Source organism: Sphingobium sp. JS3065 (assembly GCF_026427355.1).
In the GTDB taxonomy this organism is placed as follows: Bacteria; Pseudomonadota; Alphaproteobacteria; order Sphingomonadales; family Sphingomonadaceae; genus Sphingobium.
Map to the genome: position 1 here is coordinate 21627 of NZ_CP102665.1, position 17431 is coordinate 39057.

At 63.1% G+C, this 17431-nt stretch carries 14 protein-coding genes; 10 read left to right on the plus strand and 4 right to left on the minus strand.

Features of this window, described 5'->3' with window-relative positions; all coding sequences use genetic code 11:
* Window positions 1-71: 71 nt before the first annotated feature.
* The 4 genes from NUH86_RS17570 to NUH86_RS17585 all read left to right on the plus strand — a co-directional run bounded on the left by NUH86_RS17570 (window position 72) and on the right by NUH86_RS17585 (window position 5179).
* Window positions 72-1016, plus strand: coding sequence for a formylglycine-generating enzyme family protein (locus tag NUH86_RS17570; protein WP_416365390.1), 945 nt, complete (start codon window positions 72-74; stop codon window positions 1014-1016).
* Between the two features lie 44 nt (window positions 1017-1060).
* A complete protein-coding gene (locus tag NUH86_RS17575; RefSeq protein ID WP_267252616.1) occupies window positions 1061-2047 on the plus strand; it encodes an alpha/beta hydrolase in 987 nt (328 codons plus the stop codon).
* 89 nt (window positions 2048-2136) lie between these two features.
* Window positions 2137-3468 (plus strand): sulfatase, encoded by a 1332-nt coding sequence (locus NUH86_RS17580; RefSeq protein WP_267252617.1) that lies wholly within the window; start codon window positions 2137-2139, stop codon window positions 3466-3468.
* 40 nt (window positions 3469-3508) lie between these two features.
* Window positions 3509-5179 (plus strand): AMP-binding protein, encoded by a 1671-nt coding sequence (locus tag NUH86_RS17585; RefSeq protein ID WP_267252618.1) that lies wholly within the window; start codon window positions 3509-3511, stop codon window positions 5177-5179.
* Window positions 5180-5355: 176 nt separating this feature from the next.
* Here the strand turns inward: NUH86_RS17585 and NUH86_RS17590 are convergent, their stop codons facing one another.
* From NUH86_RS17590 to NUH86_RS17600, 3 genes are read right to left on the minus strand one after another with little or no spacing between them, the layout of a single operon-like run.
* The gene (locus NUH86_RS17590) at window positions 5356-6399 is read right to left on the minus strand and encodes an NAD(P)H-dependent flavin oxidoreductase (protein ID WP_267252619.1); all 1044 of its coding nucleotides are present in this window, start codon (window positions 6397-6399) and stop codon (window positions 5356-5358) included.
* Between the two features lie 16 nt (window positions 6400-6415).
* Complete coding sequence (locus NUH86_RS17595; RefSeq protein ID WP_267252620.1) at window positions 6416-7318, minus strand: crotonase/enoyl-CoA hydratase family protein; 903 nt, start codon at window positions 7316-7318, stop codon at window positions 6416-6418.
* A 10-nt stretch (window positions 7319-7328) separates the two neighbouring features.
* Window positions 7329-8135: an enoyl-CoA hydratase-related protein gene (locus NUH86_RS17600; RefSeq protein ID WP_267252621.1), complete on the minus strand. Its 807-nt coding sequence runs from the start codon at window positions 8133-8135 to the stop codon at window positions 7329-7331.
* 449 nt (window positions 8136-8584) lie between these two features.
* Between NUH86_RS17600 and NUH86_RS17605 the strand changes: the two genes are divergently transcribed.
* The 4 genes from NUH86_RS17605 to NUH86_RS17620 all read left to right on the plus strand — a co-directional run bounded on the left by NUH86_RS17605 (window position 8585) and on the right by NUH86_RS17620 (window position 14177).
* Window positions 8585-9793, plus strand: coding sequence for a cytochrome P450 (locus NUH86_RS17605; protein WP_267252622.1), 1209 nt, complete (start codon window positions 8585-8587; stop codon window positions 9791-9793).
* 133 nt (window positions 9794-9926) lie between these two features.
* Window positions 9927-10922, plus strand: coding sequence for a phytanoyl-CoA dioxygenase family protein (locus NUH86_RS17610; protein ID WP_267252623.1), 996 nt, complete (start codon window positions 9927-9929; stop codon window positions 10920-10922).
* Window positions 10923-11075: 153 nt separating this feature from the next.
* Window positions 11076-13193 carry a 3-hydroxyacyl-CoA dehydrogenase NAD-binding domain-containing protein gene (locus NUH86_RS17615; RefSeq protein ID WP_267252624.1) on the plus strand — a complete coding sequence of 706 codons (2118 nt, stop codon included), beginning with the start codon at window positions 11076-11078 and terminating at the stop codon, window positions 13191-13193.
* Window positions 13194-13430: 237 nt separating this feature from the next.
* Window positions 13431-14177 (plus strand): GntR family transcriptional regulator, encoded by a 747-nt coding sequence (locus NUH86_RS17620; protein ID WP_267252625.1) that lies wholly within the window; start codon window positions 13431-13433, stop codon window positions 14175-14177.
* A gap of 36 nt (window positions 14178-14213) precedes the next feature.
* On the opposite strand, the gene NUH86_RS17625 is transcribed toward NUH86_RS17620, so the two are convergent.
* Window positions 14214-15017, minus strand: coding sequence for a crotonase/enoyl-CoA hydratase family protein (locus tag NUH86_RS17625; protein WP_267252626.1), 804 nt, complete (start codon window positions 15015-15017; stop codon window positions 14214-14216).
* Window positions 15018-15278: 261 nt separating this feature from the next.
* Here NUH86_RS17625 and NUH86_RS17630 point away from each other — a divergent pair, with 261 nt between their 5' ends.
* Window positions 15279-16058, plus strand: coding sequence for an enoyl-CoA hydratase/isomerase family protein (locus tag NUH86_RS17630; protein WP_267252627.1), 780 nt, complete (start codon window positions 15279-15281; stop codon window positions 16056-16058).
* Window positions 16059-16165: 107 nt separating this feature from the next.
* On the plus strand, window positions 16166-17410 hold the full coding sequence (locus tag NUH86_RS17635) for an MFS transporter (protein WP_267252628.1): 1245 nt from the start codon (window positions 16166-16168) through the stop codon (window positions 17408-17410).
* Window positions 17411-17431: the final 21 nt, after the last annotated feature.

Here is a 17431-nt window from a genome sequence, read left to right on the forward strand (position 1 = left end):
GCCTTTCCGCTCGAAGAGCTACGGCGCGCTCGGTTTACCGGGTCTGCCTACAGGAAGAAATGGGCTTGGCGATGACTGATGGCATGCACTATGTGGGCGGCGGGATTTTCCGCATGGGATCGGACCGTTTCTATCCAGAGGAGTCTCCCGCGCGTATGGTGCGCGTCGACGGCTTCTGGATAGATGAGACGCCGGTCACCAATCGCCAGTTCGCCCGCTTTGTCGAGGCCACAAACCATCGCACATGGGCGGAAATCCCACCCGACCCCAGCCTCTATCCCGGCATGGACCCAGCGCTGGTGGGCGCGGGATCGCTGTTGTTCCAGCGTACGGCGGGGCCGGTCGATTTGATGGACTATACGCAATGGTGGCATTTCAGTCTTGGCACGGACTGGCGCCATCCTTATGGGCCTGACAGCAGCCTTGAGGGGCTGGAGGATCATCCCGTAGTTCATATCGCCTTCGCCGATGCGGAGGCTTACGCCCAATGGGCCGGCAAAGCGCTGCCGACGGAGGCGGAGTGGGAATATGCCGCGCGCGGCGGGCTGGAAGCTGCGGAATTCGCCTGGGGAGACGAACTGGCGCCCGGTGGCCGGATGCTCGCCAATTACTGGCAGGGCGCCTTTCCCTATGGTAACACGCTGGCCGACGGTTACGAGCGGACGTCACCGGTCCGCACCTATCCCGCCAACGGCCATGGCCTGTTCGACATGATTGGCAACGTCTGGGAATGGACGGCTGACTGGTACAGCCAGCCGCGTATCGAACGCAAATCCAGGGGCAGCTGTTGCGTTCCCGCCAACCCGCGTGGTGGTACGAAGCGTGGCAGCCTCGATCCCGCCATGCCGGACCTGCCGATCGGGCGGAAGGTGGTGAAGGGCGGTTCGCACCTTTGCGCGCCCAATTATTGCCAACGGTATCGCCCGGCGGCACGGCATCCGCAGGCAGTGGACAGCTCGACCTCCCACATCGGCTTTCGCTGCGTCATCCGAGGGAAAGGCGATGCGTCCGCATGATCTCAAGCCCCAGTCGCCCGACCCGCGCCCCAAGGAGTTGCTGAATGCGTAAACATGCCATGATATTCGCCGCGATGGTGGCCTTCGCAGGGACGCTGACGGCGCCCGCGCAGGCACGGACGGTGGTTCCGGCCATATCGGCCAAGCCCGTCACCAACGACTCCATGCCCGAGCGTGTGCTGAACTTCCCCGAGGGCGTCAGAGCCAGCGCGGACGTGACCTATTCCACCATCGTGGGTTATCGGCCGATCACCCTGGATCTTTACCGTCCCAGGACGAAGGGGCCACACCCGCTGGTCATCTATGTGCATGGCGGTGGGTGGATGATCGGCAACACCCGGGAACTGGGCGCCTTCACCAACCTGCCAGCGGTTTTCGCCGGTCTGTCTGCGAAGGGCTATGTCGTGGCGTCGCTCGAATATCGGCTGGGTGGCGAAGCGCCTTTCCCGGCGGCGGTTAACGATGTGCGCACCGCCATCCGCTTCCTGAAGGCCAATGCCGGCCGTTATGGCGTCGATACGCGGCGCGTGGCGATCTGGGGCGCTTCGGCCGGCGCCCAGCTGGCCTCGCTCGCCGCGCTTGACTGCGGCCATCCGCCCAGCGGAGAGGACAAGAGCAATCCGGGCGAAAGCGATTGCGTCCAGGCAGCGGTGACCTGGTACGGGCTTTTCGACTTTTCGAATGCGCCCCAGTCGGCCGCGTCGCGCGCGAAGGATATCTATCTCGACTGCAAGAACAGCGTCTGCGATCCGCGAACCGTCACCGCTGCCAGCCCGGTGACATATGTCGATGCTAAAGATCCTCCGATGCTGCTGATCCATGGCACGCAGGACAAGACCGTCTCCATGGCTCAGTCGCAGGCGCTGGCGGACAAGCTGAAGGCGGCGAAGGTTCCGGTCACGCTGGAGTTGATACCGGGGGCGGCCCATGGCTGGACGGGCGTCGATGAGGCCGCCACCCGCGCGGCCAGCCTGCGGGCGTTGGACCTGACGTTCCGTTTCCTGGATGCGCAGCTCAGGCCGACGCGCTGAGCATCCTTGGTGCGCCTCGAACAATCATGACGAATGAAGGACTGAGAAAAGTGGACAGGCGGAAATTTCTGGCAGGTGGAATGGGTTTGATGTCGGCGAGCCTTGCGCACGCGGCCACCCCCACGCGCGCTCCCAATTTCATCGTCATCTATTGCGATGATCTGGGCTATGGCGACATCGGCCCCATGGGCGGTCGCGATATTCCGACGCCGCACCTCGACCGCATGGCACGGGAGGGCATGACCCTTACCGACTATTATGCGCCGGCCAATGTCTGCACCCCGTCGCGCGCGGGGTTGCTCACGGGGCGCTATCCGATCCGTTCGGGCATGTCGAAGGTGTTGAACACTGGCGATACCCGGGTCATGCCGCAGTCGGAGGTGACGATCGCAAAGGCGCTGAAGCCCGCCTACACCTCCGCCCTGATTGGCAAGTGGCACCTGGGTCATAGCGGCCCTGCATGGGCGCCGACCAATTATGGGTTCGACCTCTTCTACGGGCTGCCTTACAGCCACGATATTTCTCCGCTGAAGGTCTATGAATTCGACAAAACCGGCCAGCGCGGCGAATGGGAACCGGACTTTCCCCGTCTTCAGCAGCAATTCTACACGCGCGCGGAACGCTTTCTGGAGGAGCAGCAGGGCAAGCCCTTTTTCCTCGAACTGGCGCTGAGCTCGCCGCACCTGCCCAACTATCCCGCGCCCGGTTTCGAACAAAAATCGCTCCATGCGGGTGCCTATGGCGACACGGTGATGGAGATCGATTCCATCGTCGGCCGGCTGATGGAGAAGCTCAAGCGGCTGGGCCTCGACCGCGATACGCTGGTGATCTTCAGTTCGGACAATGGGCCATGGTTCGAAGGATCGACCGGCGGCCTGCGGCAGCGCAAGGGCGGCGCGGGTTTCGACGGCGGCTATCGCGTGCCCTTCATCGCGCGCTGGCCGGGGCATATTCCCGCCAACCAGCGATCCGACGCCATCGCCATGGGCACCGACCTGTTGCCGACCTTCTGCGCGCTGGCCGGGGTGGCGCCGCCACAGGGCGTGGAACTGGACGGCAAGGACATCGGCCCGGTCCTCTTGCGCAAAGCCGCCACGCCCCATGACGAGCTGGTACTGTTCCAGGGCGAGGAAGTCGTCGGCATCCGCACGCAGAAATGGAAATATGTGAATGCCGACCTTTATCAGGATTATTTCATCCTGCTGGACAAGCGGGGCTATCCCCAGCTTTACGACATGAGCCGGCCAGGCGAACAATATAGCGTCGCCTCGCTCCACCCCGATATACTCAAGGCCATGCAGGCCCGGCTTGCGCGCGCGGTCGCCCGGTTCAATCCGCTGCGCACCGCCCCCAGTCCGCTCGACAAGCAGCGGGCCGGGGTGAAAGAGCGGCATGTGCCTGAACAATGGCGCTCGGAATGAAAAGATCGTCGCCACCCCCATAAAGTGAAAGAGCCACCGCATGACTGTACCTGAACTCAGCCTTCTGGTTGGGGCGATCGGGCCGCCGCTGATCGAACATACGATCGGCGCTGCGCTGGAGCTCGCGGCCCGCCGCTGGCCCGAAGCGGAGGCGCTGGTGTCCCGGCACCAGGGCGTGCGGCTGTCATGGGCGGAGCTGAACGCCGCGACCGATGCGTTCGCGGCCGGGCTGCTGGCGCTGGGGCTGCGGCCGGGCGATCGGCTGGCGGTGTGGGCGCCCAACTGCGTCGAATGGGCGATCACGCAATTCGCCACCGCGCGCGCCGGTATCGTGCAGGTGAACATCAATCCCGCCTACCGCCCGTCGGAACTGGAATATACGCTGCGCAAGGTCGGGGTGAAGGCGCTGGTCTGCGCAACCGCCTTCAAGAGCAGCGACTATGTGGCGATGGTCGAGACGCTGATTCCGGATCTGGCCGTGACGGGCGAGGCCAGGTCGGAACGCCTGCCGGACCTTGCCCACATCATTAAGATGGGTGGCGATCCCCGGCCAGGCTGGTTGCAGTTTGACGATGTCGCGGGTTTGCGGACCGAAGCGACCGAGCGAGCGCTTCTGGAACTGACCGCTGGCCTTCAGGCCAACGACCCGATCAACATCCAGTTCACCAGCGGAACCACCGGTTCGCCCAAGGGGGCGACGCTGTCGCACCGCAATGTGCTCAACAACGCCTATTTCGTTGGTCTTGGCATGGGATTGGGGGCGGGTGACCGGCTGTGCATCCCGGTGCCGCTTTACCATTGTTTCGGCATGGTGATGGGCAATCTCGCCTGTCTGGTCCACGGCGCGACGATGGTCTATCCCGGCGCTGGCTTCGACCCGCTCGCCGTGCTGCAGACGGTGGAGGCGGAGCGTTGCACCGCGCTCCATGGCGTGCCCACCATGTTCATCGCGCAGCTGGAGCACCCCGAATTCGCCCGCTTCGATCTGTCGAGCCTGCGCACCGGGCTGATGGCGGGATCACCCTGTCCAGAAGCGGTGATGCGCAAGGTGATGACGCAAATGCACATGCGCGACATCGGCATCGCCTATGGCATGACCGAAACCAGCCCGGTCAGCTTCCAGACCGCCGTGGACGACTCGCTGGAACGGCGCGTCGGCACCATCGGGCGCGTCCAGCCGCATCTGGAGGTGAAGATCGTCGATCCGGCAACGGGCGAGATCGTGCCACGCGGCCAGTCCGGCGAACTGTGCACGCGGGGCTATTCGGTCATGATCGGCTATTGGGGCGATCCGGAAAAGACCGCCGACGCCATCCGCGACGGCTGGATGCATACCGGCGACCTCGCCGTCGTCGACGCGGAGGGCTATGCCCGCATCGTCGGCCGGATCAAGGACATGATCATCCGGGGCGGCGAGAATATCTACCCGCGCGAGATCGAGGAACATATTTACCGGCACCCGGCTGTCGAGGACGTCCAGATCATTGGCGTTCCCGATGAGAAGTTCGGCGAGGAAGTCATGGCCTGCGTCCGTTTGCGCGCCGGGGAAACGCTGGACGCCGACACCATCATCGCCTTCTGCTGCGGGCAGATCGCGCATTACAAGGTGCCGCGCTATGTCCGCTTCATCGACAGCTTCCCGATGACGGTGTCCGGCAAGGTGCAGAAATATCTGCTGCGCGAAATGATGATCGCGGATGTGACGGGCTGAGTGGCTCCTCTCTCACCGCGCGCGGGTGACCCGTTCAGTCACCCGCGCGCGGTACCGGGTCATAGAGCGGTTTTCGATCTAATTGAATCAGATCGACCGCTCTATTCCTTTGTTTTACCGCGATTTCTTAAACGTCAGATGATGCCATCTGACTGGAAATCGCTCTATCCCCCGAATCAGCCCAGCACGTTGCGGGCGAGGTTGGCCTGGCATTCCTGCGCCTCGGCGATGATGCGGTCCATCAATTCCGCAATGGTCGGTATGTCGTGGACCATGCCGACCGACATGCCAACAGTCGTGAAGCCCTTGCTGGTGTCGCCGCTGACCAGCGTGTGGCTATGCGACTTCAGCATCTGCGACATGCGCATCATGCCCTCGATCTCCTTCGGACCCTTTTTCATCGTGTCGATGACGAGGCGCGTCCACGGAATCTCCAGCTCCCTGGCGATCTGGAAGGAATGCTGGAACACGCTGAAGACGTTGAACATGCGCGCGTCCATCATCTTGCGGGCGCCGGGCACGTCCATCTGGCGGCAGGGAATGCCGTCAAACTTGGCGGAATAGAGCGTATCGGAAACGTCCAGCTCCAGCGCCTTTTCCTTCCAGCCCTGGTGCATCGGGCCTTCCTTCGTCGTCCAGAAGCGCGTGCCCATGGAAACGCCGCCAGCGCCCAGCGCGAGCGCCGCGATCATGCTGGCCCCGGTGGAAATGCCGCCCGCCGCGATGACCGGAATGTCCAGCAGTTCGGCCAGGCGGGGAATAAGCGCGAAGGTGGTGACCGCGCCGGAATGGCCCGCGGCTTCATAGCCGGCCGCGATCACCGCGTCGCACCCATGCTGCTGCGCCTTGAGCGCCAGATTCTGGTCCGCGACCGACGCCATCACTTTTCCGCCATAGGCGTGCGCGGCCTTGCAGATCCAGTCGCCCCGCCCCATCGAATAGTTGATGACGGGGATTTGCTCCTCAAGGCAGACCTTCGCATTTTCCAACCCGTTCGGCAGGGCCAGCGGCGTGTTGGCTCCAAAGGGCTTGTTGGTGCGCGAACGGATTTCGCGGATCATCTCGCGCGTCTGTTCCGGCGGGCTGGAGCCTGCGCCCAGCACGCCAAGGCCGCCGGCATTGCAGACCGCAGCCACCATTTCGGGGAGCGCCACACGGCCCATGCCGGCGTTGAGGATCGGATGTTGGATGCCGAAAAGTTCGGTGACTGCGGTCTGCATAAGCTGTTCCCAGAGTTCAGGAGTATTGCGGCTCTTCCCACCAGGGGAAGTAATTGGGCATGTCGGTCGACACCTTGCCCGCAAATTCGGGCAGGCGCTTTTCCAGGAAGGAGGTGATGCCTTCCTTCGCATCGGGCGAGGCGCCACGGGTGCAGATGCCCCGGCTTTCGATCCGGTGCGCTTCCATCGGATGGCTCATGCCCAGCGAGCGCCAGGCCATCTGCCGCATCAGCGCGACCGAAACCGGCGCCGTGTTGTCGGCGATTTCCCGCGCGACCGCATAGGTGGTGGGCAGCAGCTCTTCGGGCGCGACGACCTGGCTGACGAGGCCTGCGTCCTTGAGTTCCGCAGCGCCCAGCACGCGGCCGCTGAAGCTCAGCTCCAGCGCCTTGGCGATGCCGACGATGCGCGGCAGAAACCAGCTGGAGCAGCACTCAAAGACGATCCCGCGCCGGGCATAGACGAAGCCCAGCCGCGCCTTTTCGCTGGCGATGCGGATGTCCATCGGCAGCAGCATGGAGGCGCCGATGCCCACCCCGGCGCCGTTGATGGCGCCGATGACCGGCTTCAGGCTGGCGAAGATGCGCAGGGCGAGCCTGCCGCCTCCATCGCGCGCGGCTTCGGAACTATAGTCGAAGCTGCCGTCGTCACGGCGGGCACTGACCGTTTTGGTCGCCGATCCGTTGTTGTCCTTGTCGAACACGGCCGCGCCCTTCGACAGGTCCGCGCCGCCGCAGAAGCCCTTGCCCGCGCCGGTGATGACAACGACGCGGACATTGTCGTCGCCGTCGCTCAGGTCGAATGCGTCGATGATCTCGTGCATCATCGCATTGCCCATCGCATTGAAGATTTCCGGACGGTTCAGCGTGATCGTCGCAATGCCGTCCTTCACCTCGTAAAGGATATTTTCAAAAGCCATATCGGGTCCTTTACTTATATGTGAACTGGGGCGCGCGCTTCTCGAAGAAGGCCTTCTGCTTTTCGGTCTTGTCTTCCATGGACTGCGCCACGAACACGCCCCGGCTCTCGAACTCGATCGCCTGTTCCAGGCTGCCGGCATTCTGGTTCGCCCAGAGCGACTGCTTGGTCACCCACAGGCCCATGGGCACATTGACGACCATATTTTCGGCCAGCTTGATGCAAGCATCCTGCAATTCCTCGTCGGGCACGGTCTTGAGCACCAGACCGATCCGCTCCGCTTCGTCGGCCAAGACGGGGCGCGCGGTGAGCAGCAGCTCGGCGGCGCGTTGTGCGCCCACGACACGGGGCAGCATATAGCTCAGGCCCAGTTCCGCGCCGGTCCCGGCGTTGTGGATCGCGTTGACGAACTTCGCCGAACTGCCCGCGATCGTGATGTCGCAGGCGAGCGGAAAGGCCAGCGCCATTCCGGCCACCGTTCCATTGACGCCGCAGATCACCGGCTGCGGCAGATTGCGCAGTGCGACCGGAATCGCGCTGATGACGCTCATGGCGTAGCGTGAGGCATAGGCCTTGCCGACATAATCGGGCACCCAGTCGGGGCTACCGCCGGCGCGCAGATCATGCCCGGTGCAGAAGCCGCGGCCCGTAGCGGTGAGGATGACGACGCGCACGCGCGGATCATATTTGATGGCCTCCAGCATATCCAGCAGTTCCCGATACATCGGGAAGGTGAAGGCATTCATCGAATCGGGCCGATTGATCGTGACTCGCCGGACGCCCTCAACAGGTTCGTCGACCAGGAAATTTTCCGACATGAGCGATACTCCGCGCGGCTGTTTTGATCTTGGGTCTATTGCACATTCTCGTTCCAGGCGGCTGTGGCAAGTCCGGCCGGAAACTTCGGGGCGTAATCGCATTTGCGATGAGGCTGAAAAGCGCGCCATTCGGGGCGGTCGGGTGCGCTTGGGCGTCATCGGCACCCGGCCCCGGCCATAGGTATCGCATTGGCGATGCGCTGCGTGATGACGGTTGTTGCAGTTTTCGCGTGTATCCACGAAATATGGATCGTTCGGACGCGAAGCCGAAGGGCGGGCAAATAGCCGATTGCCTTGCGGCAGCGAACATCAGGGCATTGCCGACGATCCTGACGAATATCGCCGGTCCGAACCCATGTCCCTTGGTAACTGGCTGTTGCCGACCGGGCGATGGCAGCTCATTTCCGCGAGGAAAGGGGATGAGCAGCAGCAGAACAGGAGAAGGTTGAGTGAAAGTCATCGACATGAAGACGCCCGAGGCGCTTGGCGACAGGGCAGCCTTCTATAATGAGCTGCGCAATGAATGCCCGGTCGCGAAAGTCGAAGCCGCGGAGCAGGAGCATTTCCTGCTGATGGGGTATGAAAATGTTCGGACCCTCCTGAACGACCATGAACGGTTCTCCAAACATTGGGGCAATCAGATGGTGCGCATGGAGGAGGGGATCGCGCTCAACCAGGATCCGCCTGACTTCAGTTCGTTCCGCATGCTCTACACCAGCTATATGTCGCCCAAGGGCGTGAAGCGGTGGGCGGATGATTGCCGCCGCGTCGCCAATGATCTGGTGGATGCCATGCTGCCGCTCGGCTCGGGTGACCTGCAGCAGCTGGTCGGCAAGCCGCTGCCGGCCCGCGTCACCGCCATCGCGCTGGGCTTTCCGGAAGACCGGGTCGAGGATTATCGCCGCTGGACCGACATGTTCCTGACGTCGATGATCGAGAATCCGACCGAACAGAAGCGCGTCATCGACGAGATGTATGTGTTCTTCGCCGAGCAGATCGAGAAGAACCGGCAGCGGCTGCGCGATGCGAGCGTCACCGAACCCGCGCCGGAGCATGTGGGCACGGTTCTGCCCGACACGCTGCTCTCTGTGCTCATGACGCAGAAATATAAGGGCGAATATCTGAGCGAGCCGATGCTTCAGCGCACGATCCGCGGCTTTTTTGTTGGTGGGGTCGACACGACCGGCGCGCTGGTGCTGAACCTGCTCTATCGCCTGCTCGAAAAGCCCGAGTTGATGCAGCAGGTGCGGGACAACCCCTCGCTGCTCAACGCCGCGATCGACGAATCGCTGCGCTTTGACCCGCCCGCGATCGGCATGTTTCGCGAAACCACGCAAGGCTGTCCCGTGAACGGCGGATCGCTTCCGGCCCATGCGCGGGTGCTTTATTCCACCCTCAGCGCCAATCGCGACCCGTCCGTCTATGAAGATCCGGACAGCTTCCGCCTCGACCGTCGTCCGTCGCAGACGGCGCCGCATTTGTCCTTTGGCGGCGGCGCGCATTTCTGCCCCGGCGCATGGACCGCACGCATGGAGGCGAAGATCGCGTTGGAAATCATGATCGAGCGCCTGCCCAAGCTGCGGCTGACGGGACCGGTCGATCATTTCGACGCCGTCAATTTCTTCGTGGTCCGCACTTTCCCCGCGGCCTGGGATTGATGGCGAGAGGTGATCACTCTGAGTGACGAAATTACTGGGCCACCGCCTTCTGCGCCGGCCCGGCATCCCCTAGACTGAAACGCATGACCGACTCTGCAATGACGGAAGCGGTGTTCCGAAAAGGAAACACAAAATGAAAATATCTGCCGTGAATCTCCCGGATGTCCGCGACCTCGACGCCCGCGACTGCATTCCGAGCAAGGAATTTCAAGACTGCACCGCGCTGCTGGATGATCATGACGCGCTGAACGCCTTTTATGACGAGAATGGCTATCTCTTCTTCCGTAACGCGCTCAGCCCCGAGTCGGTGGCGCGCGCCCGCGCGGAAATGCTGGCGATTGCCGCCGACCATTATGGCGTGATCGACAAGGGCGACCCGATCGGGCGCTGGAACGGCAAGCCGCTTGAGAATTTCTCCGAAGATGGCGATGAGTTTGCCGGCATTTCGCGTCGGTTGATCGAGGATCCGAGTAATCAGGAATTCCTGGCCAAGGTGCTGGGCGAACCGGCCGCGATGGTGCCGCTGGTGCAATATCGCCTCTATCCGCCAAATGGCCCGATCACCCCGGTGCACCAGGACGGCTTCTACAGCCCCGGCATCGAGGGCTATCGCCCGGTCTGGACTGCCCTGGTCGATTGCCCGCGCGAAGTCGGCGGGTTGATGGTCGCGGTGGGCCAGCACAAGCGGGGCTATTACCACAATCTCGCCAAGCCCCGGCAGTTCCCGGTGGCGGAGGGATTGATTGATCCGGACAGTTGGGCCACCACCGATTACAAGGCTGGCGACGTGCTCGTCGTCCACCACTGTTCACCTCATGCGGGGACGCCGAACACGTCCGACAGGTTGCGCATCACGCTGGACACGCGCGTCCAGTCAGCGCGCAACCCCAAGGCTTTCGGCGCCGTTGTAAAGGCCGTCACGCCGACGTCTTTGACTGTCGTGGCCGAAGATCAGAAGATCGGCGAAGTGACCCTGTCCGTGGATGAAAATACCTATATCCGCGTGCTGGATTCCGGCAGGCGCGAAGATTTTTCCCGGTTCATCGAATATACGGTTCCGGGTATGCGAATACTTGTTGTTCGTGACGGAAACTATGCTCAGATGCTGCGTTGTCCGACCGCTCCCTAACCCTTGTGTTAAACAACGCTAATAGCAATGGTGTATCGCTATTGTGATTGATTGCCGCTGGATAGGGTCGTTGGATAACACCTGGATGACAATAATGAGCGACTTTGGCAGGGCAGGGTCATTAATTTCGATCGCTTAAGGGAAAGCTCCATCATGTCCATCTCACCAGAAGACGCTGTCCGCTACGATGTTCGCGACGATGTCGCCCTGCTGACGATCGACTTCCCGCCCGTCAATGCGCTGGGCGCGCCGATGCGCGAAGGCCTGGTCAGGCGGCTGGAGCAGGCGCAGGCCGATCCCGCGGTCAAGGCGATCGTGCTGGTGGGCGCCAATGACCGGTTCGTGGCAGGCGCAGACATCCGCGAATTCGGCAAGCCCAAGGTCGGCCCCGACCTGCACGGCATCCAGCAAATGCTGGAGGACAGCGCCAAGCCGGTGGTCTGCGCCATTGATGGCCATGCCCTGGGCGGCGGGCTGGAACTTGCGCTGGCTGCCCCCTTCCGCGTCGCGGCCAGCCGTGCCAAGGTCGGCCTGCCGGAAGTCAATCTGGGCTTGTTGCCTGGCGCTGGCGGCACGCAGCGGCTGACGCGCGTGGCGGGACCGAACGTGGCGCTGGACCTGATCCTCAGCGGCAAGCATATCAGCGCGGCCAAGGCGCTGGAACTGGGTCTGGTTGACGAGGTCGCCGACGGCCCGGTCACGGACGCGGCGATCGCCTTTGCCCGTCAGAAGGCGCAAGAGGGCGGACCCTATCCCAAGCTGATCGAACGCACCGACAAGGTCGCGAATGTCGATCCCGCCATCTTCGATGCCGTCCGCCAGAAGAACGCCAAGGGCTGGACCGGCATGGTGGCCCCGTTCAAGATCGTCGAATGCATCCAGGCGGCCTGCACCCTGTCTCCGCGCGAGGGGCTGGCATTTGAAAAGGATGCATTCCAGACCTGCCTGGAAGCGCCGAGCCGCGCCGCGCAGGTTCACCTTTTCTTCGCCGAGCGTCAGTCCGCGAAGGTTGACGGCATCTCGCCCGATGCCAAGCCCAAGGCCATCGCCCGCGTCGGCGTGATCGGCGCCGGCACCATGGGCGGCGGGATCGCCATGAGCTGCGTCAATGCGGGTCTGCCCGTCGTCCTGCTGGAAGCCAAGCAGGAAGCGCTGGACGCGGGTCTCGGCAAGGTGAAGGCCAATTACGACATCTCCGTCAAGCGCGGTTCGCGCAGCCAGGCGCAGGTTGACAAGGCGGTCGGGTTGATCACGCCGACGCTCGATTATGCCGACCTTGCCGATTGCGACATCGTGATCGAGGCGGTGTTCGAGGACATGGGGATCAAGCGCGAGATTTTCGGCAAGCTGGATCAGGTTGCCAAGCCGGGCGCCATATTGGCGTCGAACACCTCGGCATTGAGCGTCGACGAGATTGCGCGCGCGACCAACCGGCCGGGCGACGTCATCGGCACGCACTTCTTCTCGCCCGCCAACGTCATGAAGCTGTGCGAAGTGGTGCGCGGCGATCTGGCGTCGGATGTCACGATCGCGACGGCCATGAACTTCGCCAAGCAGATCGGCAAGGTTCCGGTGTTGGCCGGCAATTGCGAGGGGTTCATCGGCAACCGCATCCTGCGGATCTACGGCACCGAAGCCGACATCCTGCTGGAGGCCGGCGCGACGCCGCCGCAGGTCGACAATGCGCTCAAGAGCTTCGGCTTCCCCATGGGCCTGTATCTGATGCGCGACATGTCCGGCCTCGACGTGGGTTATCGCATGCGTCAGGCGCGCATCGCAGCGGGGACCGAGGATCGCAACTCGGCTAACTATCCGCACCGCCTGTGGGACCGCATCGTCGAGGCGGACCGCTTTGGCCAGAAGTCGGGAGCGGGCTATTATAAATATGAAGGCCGCGACGCGTCGCCGGACCCGGAGATCGAGGCGATGCTGGCCGAGATCGCGGTCGAGAAGGGCATTGAGCGGCGCGCCTTCACGGATGACGAGATCGTCGATCGGATTTTGGCGGCCATGGTCAACGAAGGTGCGAAGATTCTGGAGGAAGGGATCGCCCAGCGCGCCAGCGACATTGATGTGACCTATGTGTACGGCTACGGCTTCCCCAAATATCGCGGCGGGCCGATGTTCTGGGCACAGCAGCGCGGTCTCGACAAGGTGCTGGAAATCGTCCGGGCGAACCACGCCGCCTATGGCTCCCGGTGGAAACCAGCCCGCTTGCTGGAACAGCGTGCAACCGACAAGCAGGATTGGGACGGCAAGCCCGTCGCCTGATCGACGGCCGGGCATGGCTTGTCTGGAACGAGCCTGCCCCGCGGACCATTATCAAAAGGCAGGCCCCATCGCATCTGCGATGGGGCGGCCGGCCTTTATGGAGGAGGCGGCGCAAATGTATAAAGCAGAAATATTGTGCTATGACGCCGTCAGATTGCAGGTTCGATCCTTGCCATGAAGACGGTTGGCTCTATGCAAGGCGGCCTGTCTGCGGAAAGTTCACCTGTGCAGGGTTTGATGTTCGATAATCCATTCGTTGAAGATGCGCTCGAACATGGGCCTGTACCGCTCTATTACCAGTTGGAGAAGCATCTGCGGTCGCGTATTGCCGCTGATGAATTCGCTCCGGGCGTTCCGTTGCCGACCGAAGACCAGATCTGCAAGGAATATAAGGTCAGCCGGATCACTGTCCGGCGCGCGCTGGAGGGCTTGCAGCGGCAGGGTCTGATCGAGCGGCGACGCGGCCTTGGTTCGTTCGTGCTGGAAAACCGGCTGGGCATCAATAGCCAGTTGACCGGATCGCTGACGGAGTTCCTTGCCAAGGCCGGTTCTCTTCACACCGCCAATCTGGGATTGACGGAGGCGGCGCCCTCCAGTGCCATTCGCAAGCAGCTTGAGCTTGGGCCGCATGAGTCAGCGACATTGTTGCGCACCATCGGCCTGCTCGACGATATGCCGGTGGCTTATTATGAGATTTGGTTGCCCCTCGACATCGGCAGCAAGCTGCCGGGTGAGGAACTGGATGGCCATATGCCGGTCATTCGCCTGGTGGAGCGGGTCGCCAAGGCCCGCGTCACTCGCGCGGAGCAGACGATCGAGCCGGGGCATGCGGGCGAGGAAGCCGCGACGCACCTCCATATTGATGCCAAAACGCCGATCCTGCATGTTCAGCGCACCTATTTCGCGGGTGATCGGCCGATTGAACTCGCCAATGTCCGCTATCATCCCGACCGCTATCGTTATGCCATCGAACTGAAAGGGTAACTGAACCGTCGTCGAACGGTCCAGCCAGAGCGCTGCTTATCGGCCAGTGAAGTTCGGGTCGCGTTTTTCAAGGAAAGCATCGACCGCCTCGGCATGGTCGGCCGTTTCATGGGCGATGGCCTGCATAGCCGCCGCCATTTCGAGCGCGGCATCCAGGGTCGAATCCTGTCCGGTCAGCATCAGGCGCTTGGCCATGCGCAGCGACCGGGCCGGATTGGCGGCGATCCTGCCGGCGAGTTCCAGCGCCTGCTCCATCAATTGTTCGGGTTCGACGACGCGGGAAACGAGGCCGCACGCCAGCGCCTGCTCCGCGGAAAGAACGTCGCCGGTATAAATCATCTCGGCCGCCTTCGAAAAGCCGACGGTGCGCTGCAGCAGCCAGGCGCCGCCATCGCCGGGCACCAGGCCCATCTTGATGAAGCTGGCGGCGAAGCGTGCCTTTGTGCTGGCGATCCGGATGTCGCACAGGCAGGCGATGTCGTTGCCCACGCCGATCGCATGGCCGTTGACCGCCGCGATGATCGGAACCTCCACATCGCGAAAGGCGCGCGGCACCTTCTGGATGGCGGAACGGTAATTGGTCCGCGTCGAGGCGGGATGTTCGAGGGGGCCAATCCCGTTGCGGTCCTTCATCCCCTGCAAATTGCCGCCCGCGCTGAAGGCGCGGCCCGATCCCGTCAGGATCGCCACGCTGATCTCCCGGTTGTCCGCGATACGGCCCAGCGCGTCGATCAGGTCGAAGCACTCCTGTGGCTCGCCGATGGCATTGAGCTTGTCGGGCCGGTTCAATGTCAGGATGGCAACCTTGCCCTGCTGCTCGAACGTTACGAAATCACCCATAATGATCTCCTGTAAGGGGGGGGGCTGTCTCATCGATAGTAGGGCGCCATGCCATGGCGCGCGGGGAAGGCCAAAGCCCCTCTGTCGCGATCACGGATGCGATCGCGGCCAAGCATTCGCGGTGAGCTGCATGAACGCAAAACATTGCGATCGCACTTTGATCGTCATGGTGATGAGACATTCTCCGATTGGACATCGTCATCACCCGTGCCGTAGCCTGCAGCCACTGCCGGCAAATGGCGCCGGCGTTGCGGAGAGAGCATGACCGACGACGAACTGCTGATCGAGGATCGTGGAGCGATCCGGATTATCACGATGAACCGGCCGGCGGACCGCAATGCGGCATCGACCGCGCTGTTGTTCCGGCTGACGGAGTTGATGCAGGATCTGGGGCAGGATGAGAGCGTGAGTGCGGTCATCCTGACCGGCGCGGGCAGGGCGTTCAGCGCGGGCGGCGACTTCAAGCATTTCGTTGCGACAGCCACGGACCCGCAAGTCGCCCGGCAGACGATCGACAACGGACGTGCGTTCGTCAGCGCCATGCTGGATGTGCCCGTGCCGGTGATCGCGGCCGTCAACGGCGCCGCGGTGGGCTTTGGCGCGACCCTGCTGGCGCTTTCCGACATTGTGATCATGGCCGACACAGCGTTCATCTCTGAACCGCACGCCAATGTCGGACTGGTCATCGGCGATGGGATTTCGGTGACCTGGCCTTTCCTCATGTCGATGCACAAGGCGAAGGAACTGGCCTTCACCGGTGATCGCATCTACGCGGCGGAGGCCGTTGGCTGCGGGCTCGCCAACAAGGCGGTGCCGCTCGATGCGTTGATGGACGAGGCGCTGGCCATGGCCGGCAAGATCGTGGCGCAGCCCCGATCTGCCCTGACAGGGTCGAAGCAGCTTTTCAACATGCAGTCCCAAGCGCTGATGGAAACGGTGCTGCGGCGGCAAATGGACCTTCAGTTCGATCAAACGCAAGGTCCGGACCATGGCCGCATCGTGCAATCGTTGATTGATGCGCAGAAGCGAAACCAGACCTGATCGGCGCGGCATGCGAGCCGATCAAGATATTTCCGGTGCGAAGCAAGGGGCCGCAGAAGCCCCGCTTTCCGCGTAGCGCACAAAAGAGAGGATGACCTGTGCATAGTATGAGAGAAACTCCTCCCACCAGCCGGAGCGAATGGGCGCGGGGATGGAAGACCGTGGTCAGCGGCACGTTGGGCGCTTCGATGTCGTCGCTGCCGCCCTCCGCCCTGGGTATCGTGCTGGCGCCGCTGACGCTTTCCTTCGACTGGTCGCGGACGACGGTCGCTGCCAGCGTCACCATCATCACGGCCCTGGCGCTCCTGCTCGCGCCGTTGGCGGGGCGGATGATCGTGCGGTGGGGCGCGCGATCGGTGGCGTTGGCGAGCGTAACGCTGTCCGCTTTCGGTTTCTTTGGCTTTGCCTTGGCTGGCGGCGATGCCTGGACATGGATCGCGGCATCCGTCGTCTTCGGTGTCCTGTCCGCTGCGGCTGGCCCGATCGTGTGGACGACAGGGGTTGCCAGCCTGTTCGACCGGCAGCGGGGTCTTGCCCTCTCGATCGTCCTTTCGGGCAGCGGCCTTTCCTTCATGGCCGTGCCGATGGTCGCGCTTTCGATCATGGAGGCATGGGGCTGGCGCGCCGTCTATTGCCTGTTCGCCGCGCTGTCCCTGTTCATCTACCTGCCCGTGGCCTGGGCCTGGTTCGCCCGGGACGATTGCTTTCCAGCCGCCGCGACGCGCAAGGCGGCGGCGCCCACGGCGGCGAAGCAAGGGGCGGGGCAGTCGATGCGCAGCGCCCGCTTCTGCCTGCTTGCGCTGTTCACCATCCTGATGGCGGCGGTCGAAGGCGCCTTCATGATCCACCTGTTCCCGATCCTGCAGGAAGGGGGCATCGAACCCCGAACGGCGGCGCTGGCGGTTTCGACCCTTGGTGTCGGTGTGATCGTCGGCCGTTTGCTCGGCGGCTTGCTGCTTGACCGGATTGCCCCGTCCATCGTTCTAGGAGGGATGGTCGCGTCGCTCGCACTGGCCAGCGTTGCCGCATGGCTTGGCCAGGGGAGTTTTATCAGCGCGATCGTTATCGCGGTCGCGCTGGGCTTTGGTCTGGGCGGGACGACCAGCGCGATCGCTCTATTGGCCAGCCGCCATTTTGCGATGAGCGCCTACGCCTCGATCTTCGGCACGCTGGTGGGCATTTCCGGCCTGTGCTTCGGCCTTGCGCCGACGATCGCAGCGCAGGTGCGCGAACTGACCGGATCCTACACGGTCCTGTTCCCGGCAGCGCTGGGGATGCTGGCCGTCGCGGTCGTCTTTCTGGTCGCGTTCAACCGGAACGTGCGGAAAAATCCTCAGCCGCTCGGCGCCTGAAGCAGAAAAGACACTGCCCGC